The 15,493-nt window shown below is 54.0% G+C and carries 13 protein-coding genes; 5 read left to right on the top strand and 8 right to left on the bottom strand.

Translation table 11 applies throughout. The annotated features are described in order from the left end of the window. Positions 1 to 78: 78 nt before the first annotated feature. Entirely contained in the window at positions 79 to 600 is a 522-nt protein-coding gene (locus DEU53_RS10800) for a GNAT family N-acetyltransferase (RefSeq protein WP_101761152.1), read from the top strand. Here the strand turns inward: DEU53_RS10800 and DEU53_RS10805 are convergent. From DEU53_RS10805 to DEU53_RS10820, 4 genes are read right to left on the bottom strand one after another with little or no spacing between them, the layout of a single operon-like run. Continuing rightward, on the bottom strand, positions 597 to 2,000 hold the full coding sequence (locus DEU53_RS10805; RefSeq protein WP_110867039.1) for an ABC transporter ATP-binding protein: 1,404 nt from the start codon (positions 1,998 to 2,000) through the stop codon (positions 597 to 599). The two genes, DEU53_RS10800 and DEU53_RS10805, sit on opposite strands and share 4 nt — an antisense overlap. Further along, positions 1,997 to 2,782 carry an ABC transporter permease gene (locus tag DEU53_RS10810; protein WP_101761154.1) on the bottom strand — a complete coding sequence of 262 codons (786 nt, stop codon included), beginning with the start codon at positions 2,780 to 2,782 and terminating at the stop codon, positions 1,997 to 1,999. The genes DEU53_RS10805 and DEU53_RS10810 overlap by 4 nt, the downstream gene beginning before the upstream one ends. Beyond that, positions 2,779 to 3,714: an ABC transporter permease gene (locus tag DEU53_RS10815; protein WP_110867239.1), complete on the bottom strand. Its 936-nt coding sequence runs from the start codon at positions 3,712 to 3,714 to the stop codon at positions 2,779 to 2,781. The genes DEU53_RS10810 and DEU53_RS10815 overlap by 4 nt, the downstream gene beginning before the upstream one ends. Beyond that, positions 3,714 to 5,240 (bottom strand): ABC transporter substrate-binding protein, encoded by a 1,527-nt coding sequence (locus DEU53_RS10820; RefSeq protein WP_110867040.1) that lies wholly within the window; start codon positions 5,238 to 5,240, stop codon positions 3,714 to 3,716. The genes DEU53_RS10815 and DEU53_RS10820 overlap by 1 nt, the downstream gene beginning before the upstream one ends. A gap of 98 nt (positions 5,241 to 5,338) precedes the next feature. Here DEU53_RS10820 and DEU53_RS10825 point away from each other — a divergent pair, with 98 nt between their 5' ends. Further along, a complete protein-coding gene (locus tag DEU53_RS10825) occupies positions 5,339 to 5,593 on the top strand; it encodes a tautomerase family protein (protein WP_225614572.1) in 255 nt (84 codons plus the stop codon). Positions 5,594 to 5,744: 151 nt separating this feature from the next. Next, positions 5,745 to 6,485, top strand: a complete 741-nt coding sequence (locus tag DEU53_RS10830) for a GntR family transcriptional regulator (protein WP_110867042.1) — start codon at positions 5,745 to 5,747, stop codon at positions 6,483 to 6,485. Here DEU53_RS10830 and DEU53_RS10835 read toward each other — a convergent pair. From DEU53_RS10835 to DEU53_RS10850, 4 genes are all read right to left on the bottom strand, one after another. Beyond that, positions 6,472 to 7,452, bottom strand: a complete 981-nt coding sequence (locus DEU53_RS10835; protein WP_110867043.1) for a PfkB family carbohydrate kinase — start codon at positions 7,450 to 7,452, stop codon at positions 6,472 to 6,474. The genes DEU53_RS10830 and DEU53_RS10835 overlap by 14 nt on opposite strands. Continuing rightward, positions 7,439 to 8,467 (bottom strand): ADP-ribosylglycohydrolase family protein, encoded by a 1,029-nt coding sequence (locus DEU53_RS10840; protein ID WP_110867044.1) that lies wholly within the window; start codon positions 8,465 to 8,467, stop codon positions 7,439 to 7,441. Before DEU53_RS10840 ends, DEU53_RS10835 begins: the two co-directional genes overlap by 14 nt. 11 nt (positions 8,468 to 8,478) lie before the next feature. Then, a complete protein-coding gene (locus DEU53_RS10845) occupies positions 8,479 to 9,753 on the bottom strand; it encodes a nucleoside permease (RefSeq protein ID WP_110867045.1) in 1,275 nt (424 codons plus the stop codon). Between the two features lie 183 nt (positions 9,754 to 9,936). Beyond that, positions 9,937 to 11,313 carry an aldehyde dehydrogenase family protein gene (locus DEU53_RS10850; RefSeq protein WP_110867046.1) on the bottom strand — a complete coding sequence of 459 codons (1,377 nt, stop codon included), beginning with the start codon at positions 11,311 to 11,313 and terminating at the stop codon, positions 9,937 to 9,939. 481 nt (positions 11,314 to 11,794) lie between these two features. Between DEU53_RS10850 and DEU53_RS10855 the strand changes: the two genes are divergently transcribed. Both DEU53_RS10855 and DEU53_RS10860 read left to right on the top strand, forming a co-directional pair. Beyond that, entirely contained in the window at positions 11,795 to 12,724 is a 930-nt protein-coding gene (locus DEU53_RS10855) for a RepB family plasmid replication initiator protein (RefSeq protein ID WP_007886110.1), read from the top strand. Between the two features lie 1,566 nt (positions 12,725 to 14,290). Further along, positions 14,291 to 15,490: an AAA family ATPase gene (locus DEU53_RS10860; RefSeq protein WP_008109176.1), complete on the top strand. Its 1,200-nt coding sequence runs from the start codon at positions 14,291 to 14,293 to the stop codon at positions 15,488 to 15,490. The last annotated feature ends 3 nt before the right edge of the window (positions 15,491 to 15,493 follow it).

Below are 15,493 nucleotides of genomic sequence, written 5' to 3' on the forward strand. Positions count from 1 at the left end.
TTTCCTATTATTAAATCCGATGATTCGCGTGCGGCGCGGTGGCATGCTGTGGTTTTCGCCGCTAAGAATCAGGAACATATGGACATTATTCCCGCCCGACCTCATCACGCCGCTGCCATTCAGAAAATCTACGCCTGGCATGTGCTGCACGGCACCGCGACCTTTGAAACTGAACCACCTTCGGCGAGCGAAATGCAGAATCGCGTGCAGGATGTGCAGCAGCGCGGCGGTTTTTGGCTGGTGGCGCAGGAGGATGATCAGGTGTTGGGTTACTGCTATCTGGCGCCGTATCGCCCGCGCTATGCCTATCGCTTTACGCTGGAGGATTCGATTTACCTCGATCAGCAGCAAACCGGCAGAGGCATTGGTCGCGCACTGTTGCAAAAAGCCATTGCGCTGGCAGAAGCGGCGGGATTTCGCCAAATTATCGCGATTGTTGGCGATAGCGCGAATGCCGGATCGCTGGGATTACACCGGGCGCTCGGTTTTGAGCACACCGGTGTAATGAAATCGGTGGGATTCAAACATGGCCGCTGGCTGGATACCGTAGTGATGCAGCGTTCACTCGGTCACGGCGACAGCCAGCCGCCAGAACGTTAAGCGACCGCCTCCATCGTGATCATACGATGCGTGCCCTTTTCCAGCAGATCGCGATCGTGGCTCACCAGTAACACCGCGCACTGTTGCTCGCGCGCCAGCGAGGTGATGAGCTGGATGGTTTGCTGCTGCACCAGCGGATCCAGACGCGATGTAGGTTCATCGGCAAACAGAAATACCGGATCCAGCAGCATCACGCGTAACAGCGAGAAGCGCTGCAGCTCGCCGCCCGACAGTGAATCGGGACGACGCGTCAGCAGTTCCGGCGTCAGCGCCAATTGCTCCATCAGCGCATCCCGCCGCGTGGAGGCGATGCGATGACGGCGCAACACATCGTCCAGGCTTTGCGCCAGCGTGCGTGTCGGTGGGAACAGCGCAGACGGATCCTGATAAATCTTCTGGTATTTCAGCCCATCGACCGCCGCATGCCGCGTCACCTTGCCTTGCTGCGGCGTTAGCAGGCCGAGCAGCACATCGCCAAAGCTACTTTTACCGCTGCCGCTGGCACCGTGTAATCCAACGATTTCCCCGGCGTGCAGCCTGAAGTCTTGCGGCACGCCGAGCGATTTACCGCCGCGCTGCAAGCGGATGCCCTCAGCGCTCACCACCGGTTTACTGCCCATAACGGTTTGTTGCCGTGCAGGCCAGGCGGTGGGATCGGCGGCGAGTAATTCACGCGTATAGCGCTGCTGCGGTTCATGTAACACCTGTTCCGCCCTGCCCTGCTCAATCACCTTGCCTTTATGCATCACGATCACCACACCACCCAACTGGCGTGCCAGCGCGATGTCGTGAGTGATGGTGAGCAGTGTGCCGCCGTCGGCCACTTCCCGGCGCAGCAAAGCGGCTACTTCATCACGACGTGCCACATCCAGCCCTTTGGTGGGTTCATCGGCAATCAGTATCTCCGCGCCACCTGCCCGTGCGGCGGCAAAGGCGGCGCGCTGCGCCATCCCGCCGGAGAGTTGCCACGGAAAACGCGGCGCCGCATCCTGTAAACCAAGCTGTTGTAAATCGCGCTGGGCCGACAGTGCGCTGGTGGATTTCGCCTGTCCGCGTACATAACGGTAGCCTTCCGCAACCTGCTGCAGCACTGACATGGTGGGATCCAGCGACAGCCAAGGCTCCTGCGGCAGCGACGCTAATGTGCGGCCCCATAATTCACGCAACAATCCGGCATCCTGCGGCAGGGTAAAACGCTGTTCGTTGATGATTAGCGTACCGCTGGACTGTAAATCGTCAGGCAAAATGCCCATGACCGCTTGTGCCAGCAGGCTTTTACCTGAACCGGTTTCACCCAGCAAGGTCAGCGGTTGTCCGGGCTGCAGGGTGAAATCAACCGGTTCCACCAGCGTAGCGCTGGCGGTTGTGACGCTGATGCCGGTAACCTGTAATCCTTTCATTTACGCTCCTCTTTCATTAACAGATTCAGGCTGATCAACAGCAGAAACAGCGCGATTACCGGCTGCATTAGCAGCCACGGTGCTTCCCAGGCAAACGGCAGCAGTTCGGTCATCATCAAACCCAGTTCTGGCGTCGGCGGACGTACGCCGACGCTGATAAAGCCAAGCGCGGAGACCGCCATGATGGCGCTGCTGAACGAGAACAGAGTCAACGTGGTTAATACCGGCGCTAACGCTGGCCACAGGTGTCGGCGGAAACGGTAGAACGCCGAAAAACCGAGCAACTTTGAGGCCTGCATGCCGGGTGCCTGCACAATCGGGCGCAGGGTTGCGCGCGTGACGCGGAAGAACTCCACCCACAGCACCAGCGAAATCCCCAGCCACAACATGCCGGGAGAATCCGGCGCAATCGCCGCTAACAGCAGTACCAGCAGCAATCCCGGCAGCGCCAGACACATATCGCCGAGCATGCTGAGCAGACGATCCAGCCAGCCGCCATACAGTGCGCTGAATACGCCAGCCAGCACGCCCGCAAGCAGTGCGCTCATCACACAGAGCGCCGCGAGACCCAGCGAAAGGCGCAACGCGGCACTGAGGCGCGGCAGCATGTCGCGACCAAGATGATCAAACCCGAGAAGATTGGCGCCGCTCGGCGCGTGCAGCATCTGCAGCAGATCCTGTTCCAGCGGATCGCCGTGATGAATCAGGGGCAGCAGGAAGGCGAAACCAAGCAGCAAGCACAACAGCAGCAGGCCGATAAGACGCGAAAATGAAATTGTCATGCGCGCGTTCCTCTGGGATCAAGCAGATGACAACCCGCATCCACCAGCATATTCAGCAGCACGAACAGCAGTCCGAGCGTCATGGCGCTGGCCTGAATCACCGGCACATCGCGGGCGAAGATGGCATGCACCAGCGCGTGACCAATGCCAGGCCAGGCAAACAGCGTTTCTACCACCACCACGCCTTCCACCAGCCAGACAAACTGCATGCCGAACCAGGTCAATACCGGCGATGCGAGGTTGCGCAATCCATGACGACGCAATAACGTTGCGGGCGCTAATCCTTTCTGCGCGCCCCAGCGGTAATAGCCCGAGTTGACAACCTGATACGTGGCTTCACGCACCACGCGCACGCCCACCGCGGTTAACGACAATGCCAGCGTCAACGATGGCAACAGAAAATGACGCAGCTTGCCGTGGCCGGCGCTGGGCAGCCAATCGAGCTGCAGCGCCAGCAGGACAATCAGCAGCATGCCCAGCGCAAAATGCGGCACCGATTTCAGCAGTGCGCTCAGCCAGAATAATGCGCGGTCGAGCTTGCCATTGGCATGGCATCCCGCCCATATACCCAGCGGCAAGGTGAACAGTATCGTCAGGAAAAGCGATGAACCTGCCAGCGCCAGCGTTTGACTCAGCTGCCAGCGCAGTTCATCCATCACCGGTTCGCCGGAGACCAGCGAACGACCAAAGTTGAACTGCAGCAGATCGAATAGCCAGTGCAGCAACGCGCTGCCCTGCTGCAGCGAGTCACTTAGCTCCTGCTGCACCCGCGCCACCGCGCTGGCATCCACACGATCGTAGCCATAACGACCGCTGGCAATGCGCCATGCCATATCGCCGGGCAAGGACTGCACCAAAAACCAGGTGAGTAGTCCCACCGCCAACACCACAAAAGCCGCCTGCGCTACGCGCCAGCCAAGTAGTTTAAACATCATTGCTCCCACTGCATCTGACGCAGACCAAAGTGGCGTTCAAACGGATCGAGCGTGACGTTTTTCAGCTTGCTGTTAATCGCGGCCGATTGCTGATACCAGGCAATCGGGATCACTGGCAGATCCTGCTGTAACGAGGCAGTGATCAGGTTACGCGCCTGCGCACGTTCTGCCGAGTCAGTGGATTGCGTTAAGCTGTGCAACGCCGCGCTAAAACCGGCCGGATGCCAGTTCATCGCGCCCCAGTCGCCGCCCTTTTCTGCATAATCCTGCAGTAACGTGCCGGTGGGATCAGGCGTGAGTGCAAAGTTGCGGGAAAACAGCGCCAGTTGTAGACGATTGCTGTGATGCTGCGCCGGAATTTCGCTGGCGTTGGTGGAGTTGATCTTCACTTCAATGCCGACTTTGCGCAGCTGCTGCTGGATAACCATCGCCATCAGCGGCAGTTCGGGACGATCGGGGAAGGTCAGCAGCGTCACACTAAAGCGCTGGCCGTTACGTGCTAACACGCCATCTGCACCCATTTTCCACCCCGCCGCCTGCAGTTGCTGTGCCGCCTGCTGCGGATTGAATTGCAACGGTTGCAATGCGTTGTTGTGCCATTCACCCATATTCGGCGGGAATAACTGACTGGCCGCGCCTGGATAACGCAATACCGCCATCGCCAGCGCGTTACGGTCAATCGCCATGCTGATCGCTGCACGCACCGGCTGTTCGGCTAACAGCGGATCGCCCGCATTCAGTTTTAGCATCAGTGTGCGCGGCACCGGAATGGCGGGCAGCTGCAGCGCTGGCTTGCGTGCTAAACGCTGACGGCTGGCAGCATCCAGGTTGAATACGTAATCCGCGTCCCCGCTTTCCGCCAGCAAGGCGCGGGTTTCGGCGCGTCCGGAAGAGAGATAGCTGGCGGCCGCAATCGCCGGCTTTTCGCCCCAGTAATCGTCAAAACGTTTTACTGCCAGCGATTGCGGTGGCTGGAATGACGTCAGCATAAACGGGCCGCTGCCGATGATGCGGGTGATGTTGCCCTGCGCATCCCAGCTAGCCAACGCCAGAATCTGGGAACGGCTCTCTGCTAAAACCGAAAGCAGCGGCGTAAATGGTTCGCTCAAGGTGATGGTGACGCGTTGCCCTTCCCCGCTGATAGCGGTGATCGGCGTTTTATCCAGCAGACCCGCTTTGCTGCGCGCGGTGTTGAGTGATTTCACCACCGCGGCCGCATCCAATGGCGATCCATCATGGAAGCGCACGTTGGGACGTAAATTCAATTGCCATTGCAGTCGATCTGCCGATACCTGCCAGCTTTGCGCCAGCGCCGGAATGGGCTCGGCGCGTTCGTTCACTTCCACCAGCGTTTCCACCACATCCATCCGCAACAAAATGTCGCCGGAGAGTGCGGGATCGGCGCCTTTGATTTCAAACGGTGCCGCAATGCGCACCGTTTTATCCTGATGTTCAGCCGCCATTGAGGCGTAAGAAGCCAGGCCTAACGCCGAAGCGATAAGCAAATTTTTCATTGATTTCATTAAGATTTCCGACTAAAGCCGCTATAAATTATATGAGTTAATTACGTTATAACATAACAATACACATTTCAACACAGATTGCTGGCAAAGACGGGTGATTGACACTGCGCGCAGTGCTTTTGTTGCGCTATGCTGAAAACGAACGTTTACTTTATGGAGCAGCAGAGATGCCAGAAATCGTTGTGTATGCGGCAGAAGGTCGCACGATTGAGCAGAAAAAGAAGTTGTTAAAAGCCGTCACCGCGGCGGTGGCTGATTCGTTTGAGATCGATGCTAATTCAGTAACGGTTTCCATCATCGAAACGCCAAAACATCATAAGTCGAAAGGCGGCGTGCCGTTTGATGAGCGTTGAGTCGGGTGTATGCCTAAAAGCCCCAATGGGGCTTTTATTGTTTTTAAAGTGATTATTCGTGATATTCATACTCATCGAGTGCTTCGCGAACGTCGAAATATCAGTATCATAGACGTTCTGCCGCTTACCAGGATAAGTGAATCCGCCCACTATGACCGACCAAACTCCACTATTTTCGCGGCTTACTTCTACCCTTGCTGATGACAGCCGCACGCCGCTGTACAGACGCTTTGCCACTGCGATCAAAGATGCGGTGCGTGATGGTTTGTTAGTGCATGAAGAGATCCTGCCGAGTGAGCGTGACTTCAGCCAGTCGCTGAACATTTCGCGCATTACCGTGCGTAAAGCCATGGATGCGCTGGAAAAAGAGGGCGTGGTATTGCGCTCTCGAGGCTACGGTACGCAAATCTGCAGCCAGTTAGAGTACTCACTGATAGAGCCGAAAGGCTTGTCGCAGCAAGCGGTATTGCGTGGTAAAAAGCCCGACACCGTGTGGATTAACAAAAGCAAAATCCATTGCGATGCAGCAATCGCAGAGAAATTGGGGCTGGACAAAGGCAGCGAAGTGTATCTGCTGAAACGCATTCGTTATGTCGATCAGCAAGCGGTGTCGGTGGAAGAATCCTGGGTACCGGCGCGCTATATCGCTAATGCGGATGAGATTGGCATTTCGCTTTACGACTATTTCCACCAGCAACAAATTCTGCCGGTAAAATCGCAAAGCAGAGTGAGTGCTCGCATGCCTGATGAGGCGCTGCAGCAGCAGATCGCCCTGCCCGACAACGTGCCTGTTTTGGTGATCAAGCAGCTGGCGTTAGATGCGCAGGGCAATCCGCTGGAGTACAGCATTAGCTACTGTCGTAGCGATATGTATGTGTTTATTGCGGAGTAAGGCGCTGTTGCCAGTAAGCTGTTAACGTGGCGCGATCGGGCGCGCAATCCCCGCCGCGTTGTGACACCACATAAGATGCCACCGCGTTGCCCAGCGCGACGCTTTCTGCCAGTGACCAACCCGACGCTAATCCCGCCAGTAATCCTCCCGCGTGGCTGTCGCCTGCGCCGATGGTATCGACCACTTTTGTCGGCAGCGCCGGCATCCAGCCCTGTGTTTCCGCGTTAACGAAACCGGCGCCTTCGCTATCAAGTCGCACCACCATCGCGCCGCCGAATCGCTGCTGCCAGCACGTCATTAACTGATGCGCATCAATGGGTTCTGTTTGATTCAAACGTTCATGCCACAGCAGTTCGGCTTCCTGTCTGTTCACTGTAATCAGTGGATGGCACGCCATAACGCGTTCGAACTGCGCATCACCGATATCCGCCAGACGCGGACCGAAATCCACCAGCAGCTGATACGGCTGGCTTTGCTGCTCCAGCCAGGCGATCAGCACATCACCGCTTTTGCTGGTGAGCTGATAGCCGGAAAGGTAGATCCAGCGATTGGCCGGCTGCGGCAACGTGTTCAGCAGCGCTGCATCCCACTGATTTTCCACGCCGCTGACTGACAGAAAGGTGCGCTCACCGTCGGGCTCCACTAACGCTAAACACCAGCCGTTATCGCCTTTCGCCGTTTCCAGCACGCTGTGAATGCCATATTCCGTCAGCTTCTGCCGCACAATGCTGGCCCAAGTGCCGTTGCCGAGCGGCAGCGCATTGATGGACGGGATGCCAAGCCGGTGCAGCGCAATCGCCACATTCAGCGCACAGCCGCCCACGTTGACGCCCTGCTGGTGGAGCTCAATATCGCTGCCACGATGGGGCAACGAATAAGCGTCAGCAATCACATCCACTACCGCCGCACCAATCACAAGCACTGGCAGACGGCTTTCAAGTCTCTGCAGATCATCAGGCGTCAACATAAGCGGCCTCGCGCTGCTGGCGGAAACGCGTGAAGGCAGCGCTATAACGAGTAAAATCCAGCGCGTTAGCGGCATCCAGCTCGGCTTTCAAGGCAACGTCGATGCTGTCGATGCCGTGCAGCGCGCCGCAAATGGCCACCGCCATCGCGCCGATGGTATCGGTATCGCCGCCGAGGTTAGCGCAAAGGATCGCGCAGCGATTAGGATCGGTCTCGGCCAATTCCACCATCGCAATCGCAGCCGGTACCGATTCAATTGTGCTGGTGCCGGTGCCTACCAGATCGTAAATCTGCTGCATGGTGGATTCCACGCCCCTGCCCTGCACGACCACGCTTAACGCCAGTTCGATGCGTGCCGGCATCGACGCGCTAAAGGTGGTGACACGCTTTTCCTGCGCCGCGCGAGCGATCGCGGGCAGTTCATCGCGGATCGTTGCCCAGCTGGCACCGTCAATGGCGCGTGAAACTGCCCACGCAATCACCGTCGCGCCGGAAATTGCGACATCCGATTTGTGCGTAGGACTCGACGCCAGTGCGACGGCATCGATGAATGCCGGTAAATCGCGTGCTGGCAGCAGACAGCCGAGCGGTGACACACGCATCGCTGCGCCGTTAGTCGTGCCGTTATTTTCCAACTGCGACACCGGTGTGCCGGCTTTCATAGCTTTGAGCGCGATTTTTGAGGTCGGTCCAAGCACATTCTTGTTAAAGGCATCAAACGACTCGGCCCACTGCAAAATATTCGCACCAATGGTTTGGGCGTTGATCTCGCCGTCGTGAGTGACGATTGCATCAGCCAATGCCAGCGCCATCGAAGTGTCGTCGGTAAAGGCCGCCCGGCCAAAGTAGCAGGCGGCGTTGTTCTCAGCCGGACCGGGCAGGAAGCGATCGATCCAGCCAAAGTGCTGCTTCACGCGTGAGCGCGGCCACAATTCCGATGGCATGCCCATCGCATCGCCCAGCGCCTGGCCGTAAAACGCGCCTAAAATCCGTTTTTCTTGCGTTGTCATCGTCATGGTGAAATCCCTTATTTATGGCTGTCAGCGGTTGCTGAATTTTCGAAAGCGGTAAGTTCATCGCTGCGTTTTTTGCCGTCGCGGAACAGGACGATAAAGGCGATGGTGATCATTACGATCATCACGCTGCCAAACATCCACATGCCGGCCCAGTTGAAAGTCTGCCCGTTGCGGGGTTGGTCGTAGGCGAACATTTCCTGCATCAGATAGCCGCCAAAGCGATAACCGAGCAGGCTGCCGATGCCCTGACAAGCCAGCGTGATCAGCCCTTGCGCAGCATTACGCATCGCCACTGGCGCTTTCTTATCAACATAGATGTAAGCGGTGATGAAGTAGAAATCGTAGCTGACGCCGTGCAGCAGAATGCCCATGAACAGCAAGCCGTAAGTCAGCATGTTTTGATCGCCACCGAACACGAAGAACACGTAGCGCAGTGCGGCGGTGGTTAATCCCAGCAGCAGCACTTTGCCGATGCCAAAGCGTTTGATGAAGAACGGTAGCGCCAGCAGGAAGAAGATTTCCGAAACCTGGCCGAGCGTCATCCAACCGGTGGCGTGCGGCAAGCCGACTTCCGTCAGATAGCCTTCGGCAAAGATGTAGTAAAACGCCAGCGGCATGCTGAACAGGAAGGAGCAGACGAAGAACACAAGAAAGCTGCGATCCTTCAGCAGATGCAGCGCATCCAGACCAAGCGCGACGCGCAGGCTGAATTTGCCGGTGCTTTTCGGCTCGGTGGCGGGCAACGTCAGGGCAAAAATGCCCAGTAATAGCGAGCTTGCGGCGGTGATCAATAACGGCACGTTGCTGGCTGAGATATCGCCATAGCCCAGCAGCGGCGGCAGGAAACCACAAACGATGCCAGACGCGATCCAGCCAAGTGTGCCCATGACGCGAATGCGCGGGTAATAACGCTCCACATCCGCGACGTGCGAAAACGCGATGCTATTGGTTAAGGCGATGGTGGGCATGTAAGTGAGCGCATACAGCAATAGCAACGGGAAGAAACCGCCGAAATGCGTTTGCTGAGCTGCGAAGAACATCAGAATCGATCCGACGATTGTTAGCAGCGACAACACTTTCTGCGCCTGGAAGAAGCGATCGGCCAGCGATCCGACAAGGATCGGCGACAGGATGGCGGCTATCGAAGTACAGGCGTAACACCAGGCGATCTCAACCGGCGAGAAGCCGTTTTTGCTGAGAAATGCCCAGAGCGGTACAAACCATGCGCCCCAGATAAACCACTCAAGAAACATCATGAACGACAGTTTTGGGATTGTTGTTTTCATTTAAAAGGACTCCCCGGTGTAGGTGGAGGCAAATCTAACACCGGATATAATACCTTTGTAATACCACTGGTGGATTTTTTGAACTGGTCCACAACATTTTAAATGATGGGCAACGGTATGAGATGCGAGATATCTGGGGGCGGAGGATGGGAATAAGGACGCGCCTGACGCGCCCTGTGATGCTTAGCGGCGGTTTTTCCAGACCGTCTGAATATTGCAGAATTCGTGGACGCCAAAGCTCGATAGTTCACGACCATAGCCGCTCTTCTTCACGCCTCCAATCGCAACTCGCGGATCTGACGCACCATTGCCATTGATAAATACCGCGCCGGTCTCCAGTTTTTCCGCCAGTTCGTTGGCCAGCGCTTCGTTGCCGCTCCACACTGTTGCACTCAGCCCAAATTCGCTGTCATTAGCCAGCTCAAGGGCATGTTGTGCATCACGAGCGACACTAATTGCTGCGACCGGGCCAAAGATTTCCTGCTGGAAAGCTGTCATGGCTGGCGTGACATCGGCGAGGATCGTCGGGGCGTAATAATTGCCTGGGCCGTCAATTTTATGGCCGCCTAATACCAGACGTGCGCCTTCCTTGATGGTCTGCTGCACCTGATTATCCAGCTCGTCACGCAGATCGTAACGCGCCATTGGTCCGATGTAGGTATCTTCTGCCAAAGGATCGCCGATCTTCAATGCCTGTACCGCTGCGCTGAAACGCGCCTCAAACGCTTCTGCGACGCTTTCTTCAATGATGAAGCGCTTGGCTGCCATGCAGACCTGTCCGGTGTTCTGATAGCGTCCTGTGACCGCTGAGGCTACTGCAGCATCCAGGTCTGCATCCGCCAGCACAATAAAAGGATCAGCGCCGCCCAGTTCCAGCACGGTTTTCTTCAGTACCGCACCGGCTTGTGCTGCAATTGCGCCGCCTGCACGCACGCTGCCGGTTACCGCTACAGCGGCAATACGTGGATCTTTGATCGCGGCCGAAACGCCATCGTTATCGACGTTGATCACGGTAAAGCCGCCTTTAGGCAGTTCAGTGGCGTCAAATAGCGACTTCATGAGGTTGGCGGATCCCATTACGCTCGGCGCGTGCTTGAGCACGTAGGTATTGCCCGCCAGCAACATGCTGACTGCGCCGCGCAGAACCTGCCAGTAAGGGAAGTTCCATGGCATTACAGCAAGGATCACACCAAGCGGGCGAAATGACTGCCACGCTTGCTGGTTTTCCACCAATGTTGGTTTGTCGGCAAGGATCGCCGGACCGTTCTCTGCATACCAGTCACACAGATTGGCGCATTTTAGTACTTCAGCACGTGCCTGAGCGATCGGTTTGCCCATTTCCAGTGTGGCCATGGTTGCCAGCTCATCCTGACGTTGGCGGATCTGTTCTGCCAGTTGATGCAGCACTCTCACTCGCTGTGGCATTGAGGTATAGCGCCACTCTGCATAGGCATCAGCACTTTGCTGCAATGCGGCTTCCAACTCGGCTGCGCTCTGTAGCGGATAGCTTGCGAGGATGTCGCCGGTAGTAGGGTTGCGGGAGATAACGTTGTCAGTCATGAAAGATGTCCTCGTCATAAGTGATGTGATGTTTGATGAAGTTCACTTTACGCCGGGATATAGTTTCTTAAAAATGAATAATAATGAGGAAGTTGTTCATTTATGAAGAAGCAGACGGATCCTGATCGCACATAACTGATGATTTGGTGGGATCAAAGGGGATGTTATTGCAATGGGGCGGTTTTAAACATTTTGCCGGTCTAAAGCCGCTTCAGTCCTGGCGTTATTAAGTTATACAGTGAATAGATCTTAAAGAAAGATCATATAGAGATCTTAAAGAGATCCTAAGAGATCCCCGATCGTCGCAGGCCGCACCCCACAAGGGCTCAGAAGGTGATCGCGTTCACTATAATGAGTAAAGTGTTCACTGGAGTCAGTAGTTTATTCACTATAGAGAGTAGAATGTTCACTATAAACAGTGTTAATGTTCACTGTAATCAGAAAACGACCCTTTTCATCCACAGAATGAAGATCTCAGGCTATGGCAGATAAAGAGAGTGAAAACAAGGCGTTACTCGAGCCTTTTCTGTCGGTGACAAAAAATAGCGGTGAAGTTATTCAACTCCATCCCAATAAAAATAACACCGTACAACCGGTCGCTTTAATGCGCCTGGGTCTGTTTGTTCCTACATTGAAGTCCACCGCGCGCGGTAAATCAGGCGCAATGGCATCCACCGATGCAACGAAAGAGCTAAAGAACCTTTCTTTAGTGAAATCGGAAGGTTATGAAAAGATTACCATTACCGGCGCAAGGCTGGACATGGATAATGATTTCAAAACCTGGGCCGGTATTATTCAGTCTTTCTCGCGTTATCCTTCTAAGGGCGACACCGTGACGCTGCCATTTATCGATTTCGTCAAGATGTGCGGGATCCCATCGGCAAACTCTTCGGCTGCGCTACGTAAGCGCTTAGATGCCTCTCTGCGACGCATTGCTACCAATACGTTGTCCTTTGAAGGTAATGGCAAAGCCTATCACACTCACCTTGTTCAATCGGCGTATTACGATCGTGAAAAGGATCTGGTGCGTATCCAGGCCGATCCAAAGTTGTTCGAGCTCTACAACTTCGACCATAAAGTGTTACTGCAGCTGCGAGCCATTTCACGTTTGAAGCGTAAAGAATCGGCTCAGGCGCTGTATACCTATCTCGAAAGTTTGCCAACGAATCCGGCGCCCATCTCTCTGGCGCGTTTGCGCATGCGATTAAACCTGGGCTCGAAAACCACCACGCAAAACCACGTGGTGCGACGTGCGATGGAGCAGCTCAAAGAGATCGGCTATCTCGACTATTCGGAAGTGAAACGCGGCCGCTCAGTGTTCTTCATCATCCACAGCAGGACGCCAAAACTCGACGGCATCAGCAATCTTGAAAGTATCGATTCGCTGGAAGATATCGAGTTTGAAGAGTGATCTTGCCCGTTCACTGTAATAAGTAATCCCCTTCAAGCTGTGTCACTTTTTGAGCAAAAGTGACACATGCCCCTCCGCTAACATTTACTGCAATCAGCTGTCCTCGCGTCATTCACTGTAATCAGCAACGTTCACTGTAATCAGAAGCCTTCTGCTTTTGCCATGTCTTCTGAGATGTCTTCAACGGCGTTGTGCCCTTTCTAAGCTACTTTTAAAGATAGTGAGTACTTACAAGGGCGGTGATGCAGTACTCAAATTCCTTTTTTCACTGCCTTTCTACTGATCGTAGTGAACGTTTGTTCGAGCGCTCGCTTTCACTGATTACAGTGAATGCTAATCACAGCGCTGCATGCTGAATACAGTGAACGATCAAATGCAACTTCATGATTTATAATTATTAACAAAACCTGTTCTAACGTAATTCACTGTAATCAGCAGTTTGACTGTGAATACAGCCAGTAAAAGTGACAGGGTTGGTCACTATGCTGATTACAGTGAACGTTTGGTCTGTCTTCTCACTACAGTGAACTGTAACGAGAGACGTTCGTACTGACGCTCATATGCCGCTTGAATAACATGTCACGCTGTCACTGATTACAGTGAACGTTACCAACTCGTCCCCTGCCCTGCCAGGTTTGCAGCATGAAACAAACTCGCTCAGCGCGTAGTTTTTTTACTGAATACAGTGAACGTTGGGCGTTTAAATCAACAGCGCACTTTTACTGATTACAGTGAATGTTGTTGACGACATTCTGGGTATTTCGCTGTAACGCATATGGCGCTTCCAGGCATATCAGCTTGTCGGCAAATAACACTCTACTGATTACAGTGAACGTTCGTCTCATCATGCTTGTCTGGCTGTACTGATTACAGTGAACGTTCTGTTCAGCGTCATAACTTTTACTGATTACAGTGAATGTTATCTCGGTCTGGCCAAATTGACTTACTGATTACAGTGAACGGTTTATCGCAGTACGACAACGTCTACTGATTACAGTGAATCTTTGCCGATGACGAGTACAAGGCTTTTACTGATTACAGTGAACGTTTAGCGTTATGTGAAAACGCCTTCAGGATTTGCTGATTACAGTGAACATCTCACCAGCATGACACTTATCGTTGTTCTCTCACCTGCTTTTTATTTCCACGCATCATTTACTGATTACAGTGAATCTTCACCCACCGCTCGCTGATCACAGTGAACCTTTTACTGATTGCAGTGAACGTTGGGCATCGGCGCATTTTTGCTAGCTGATTACAGTGAACGTTCCAGCAATTTCAGCCGCCACAACCCTTCTCCTTTCTCTACTTAAAGCATACAGGGTAGAAATCAGCTACTGACTACAATGAATCTTTGCCCCAATCAACGATAAATCAGCGGTTCAAAATCGTAGAAAAAACCAATATGGCTAAATTACCATCACTGATTACAGTGAATATTTTCGTTAACGTGCTCTTAATCAAGGTGTTTTCACATAACTTATTCTTCCTGTGCAGAAGAGATATATTTGCCTCGTGTGCTGGATTTATGTATAAAGTCGTAAATCCTACATGTGTGGAGCAAGTATGGCTAACGATGAGAAGCAAGTTCTGAAGGTCGCGCAACGTTCAGAAAGAATGCTGATGAGCCTGACTGAACAGATTCAGGCGCAGAAAGAAGAATTGCGGGAAAACACGTTCTATCAGGTTTACGCTAAAGCGGCGTTAGCCAAACTGCCCAAATTGACGCGTGCGAGCGTGGATTACGCTGTCAACGAAATGGAAGAAAATGGTTATCCGTTCGATAAGCGTGCAGCTGGCAGCTCAACCAAGTATGCGATGTCGATCCAGAATATCATCGATATCTATCACCATCGCGGTGTGCCCAAGTACCGCGATCGCCACCATGAAGCCTTTAGCATTTTTGTTGGCAACCTCAAAGGCGGCGTTTCGAAAACGGTCTCTACAGTTTCGCTGGCACACGCATTACGTGCGCATCCGCATCTGCTGTTTGAAGATCTGCGTATTCTGGTCATCGATCTGGACCCGCAATCTTCCGCCACCATGTTCCTGAACCATCAACGTTCAGTGGGATTAGTGGAAGCGACCGCCGCCCAGGCGATGCTGCAGAACGTCAGCCGCGAAGAGTTGCTCAACGAGTTTATCGTTTCATCGATTATTCCAGGCGTCGATGTGCTGCCGGCGTCAATTGATGACGCCTTTATTGCCTCGCGTTGGGAAGAACTGTGTGCTGCTCACCTGCCCGATCAAAACATCCACGCGGTGCTGTATGACAATGTAGTGGCCAAGCTGAAGAAAGATTACGACTTTATCTTTATCGACAGCGGCCCGCATCTTGATGCCTTCCTGAAGAACGCCATTGCTGCTTCAGACTTACTAATGACGCCAGTGCCGCCCGCGCAGGTGGATTTCCACTCCACGCTGAAGTACTTAACGCGTTTGCCGGAGTTGATTGGCATCATTGAAGAATCGGGCGCAGCCTGCCGTTTGCAGGGCAACATTGGCTTTATGTCTAAACTGTCGAATAAAGCGGACCACAAGCTGTGTCACAGCCTGGCGAAAGAGATTTTTGGCGGCGATATGCTTGATGCTGCATTGCCGCGTCTGGATGGCTTTGAGCGCTGCGGAGAGTCGTTTGATACGGTTATCTCAGCCAATCCATCAACCTACGTGGGCAGCACCGAAGCCTTAAAGAATGCGCGTTCAGCGGCGGAAGATTTCGCGAAAGCCGTATTTGACCGTATTGAATTCATCCGCCTGAACTGAGGT

Source organism: Pantoea sp. AG1095, assembly GCF_003208415.1.
Classification (GTDB): Bacteria; Pseudomonadota; Gammaproteobacteria; order Enterobacterales; family Enterobacteriaceae; genus Pantoea; species Pantoea leporis.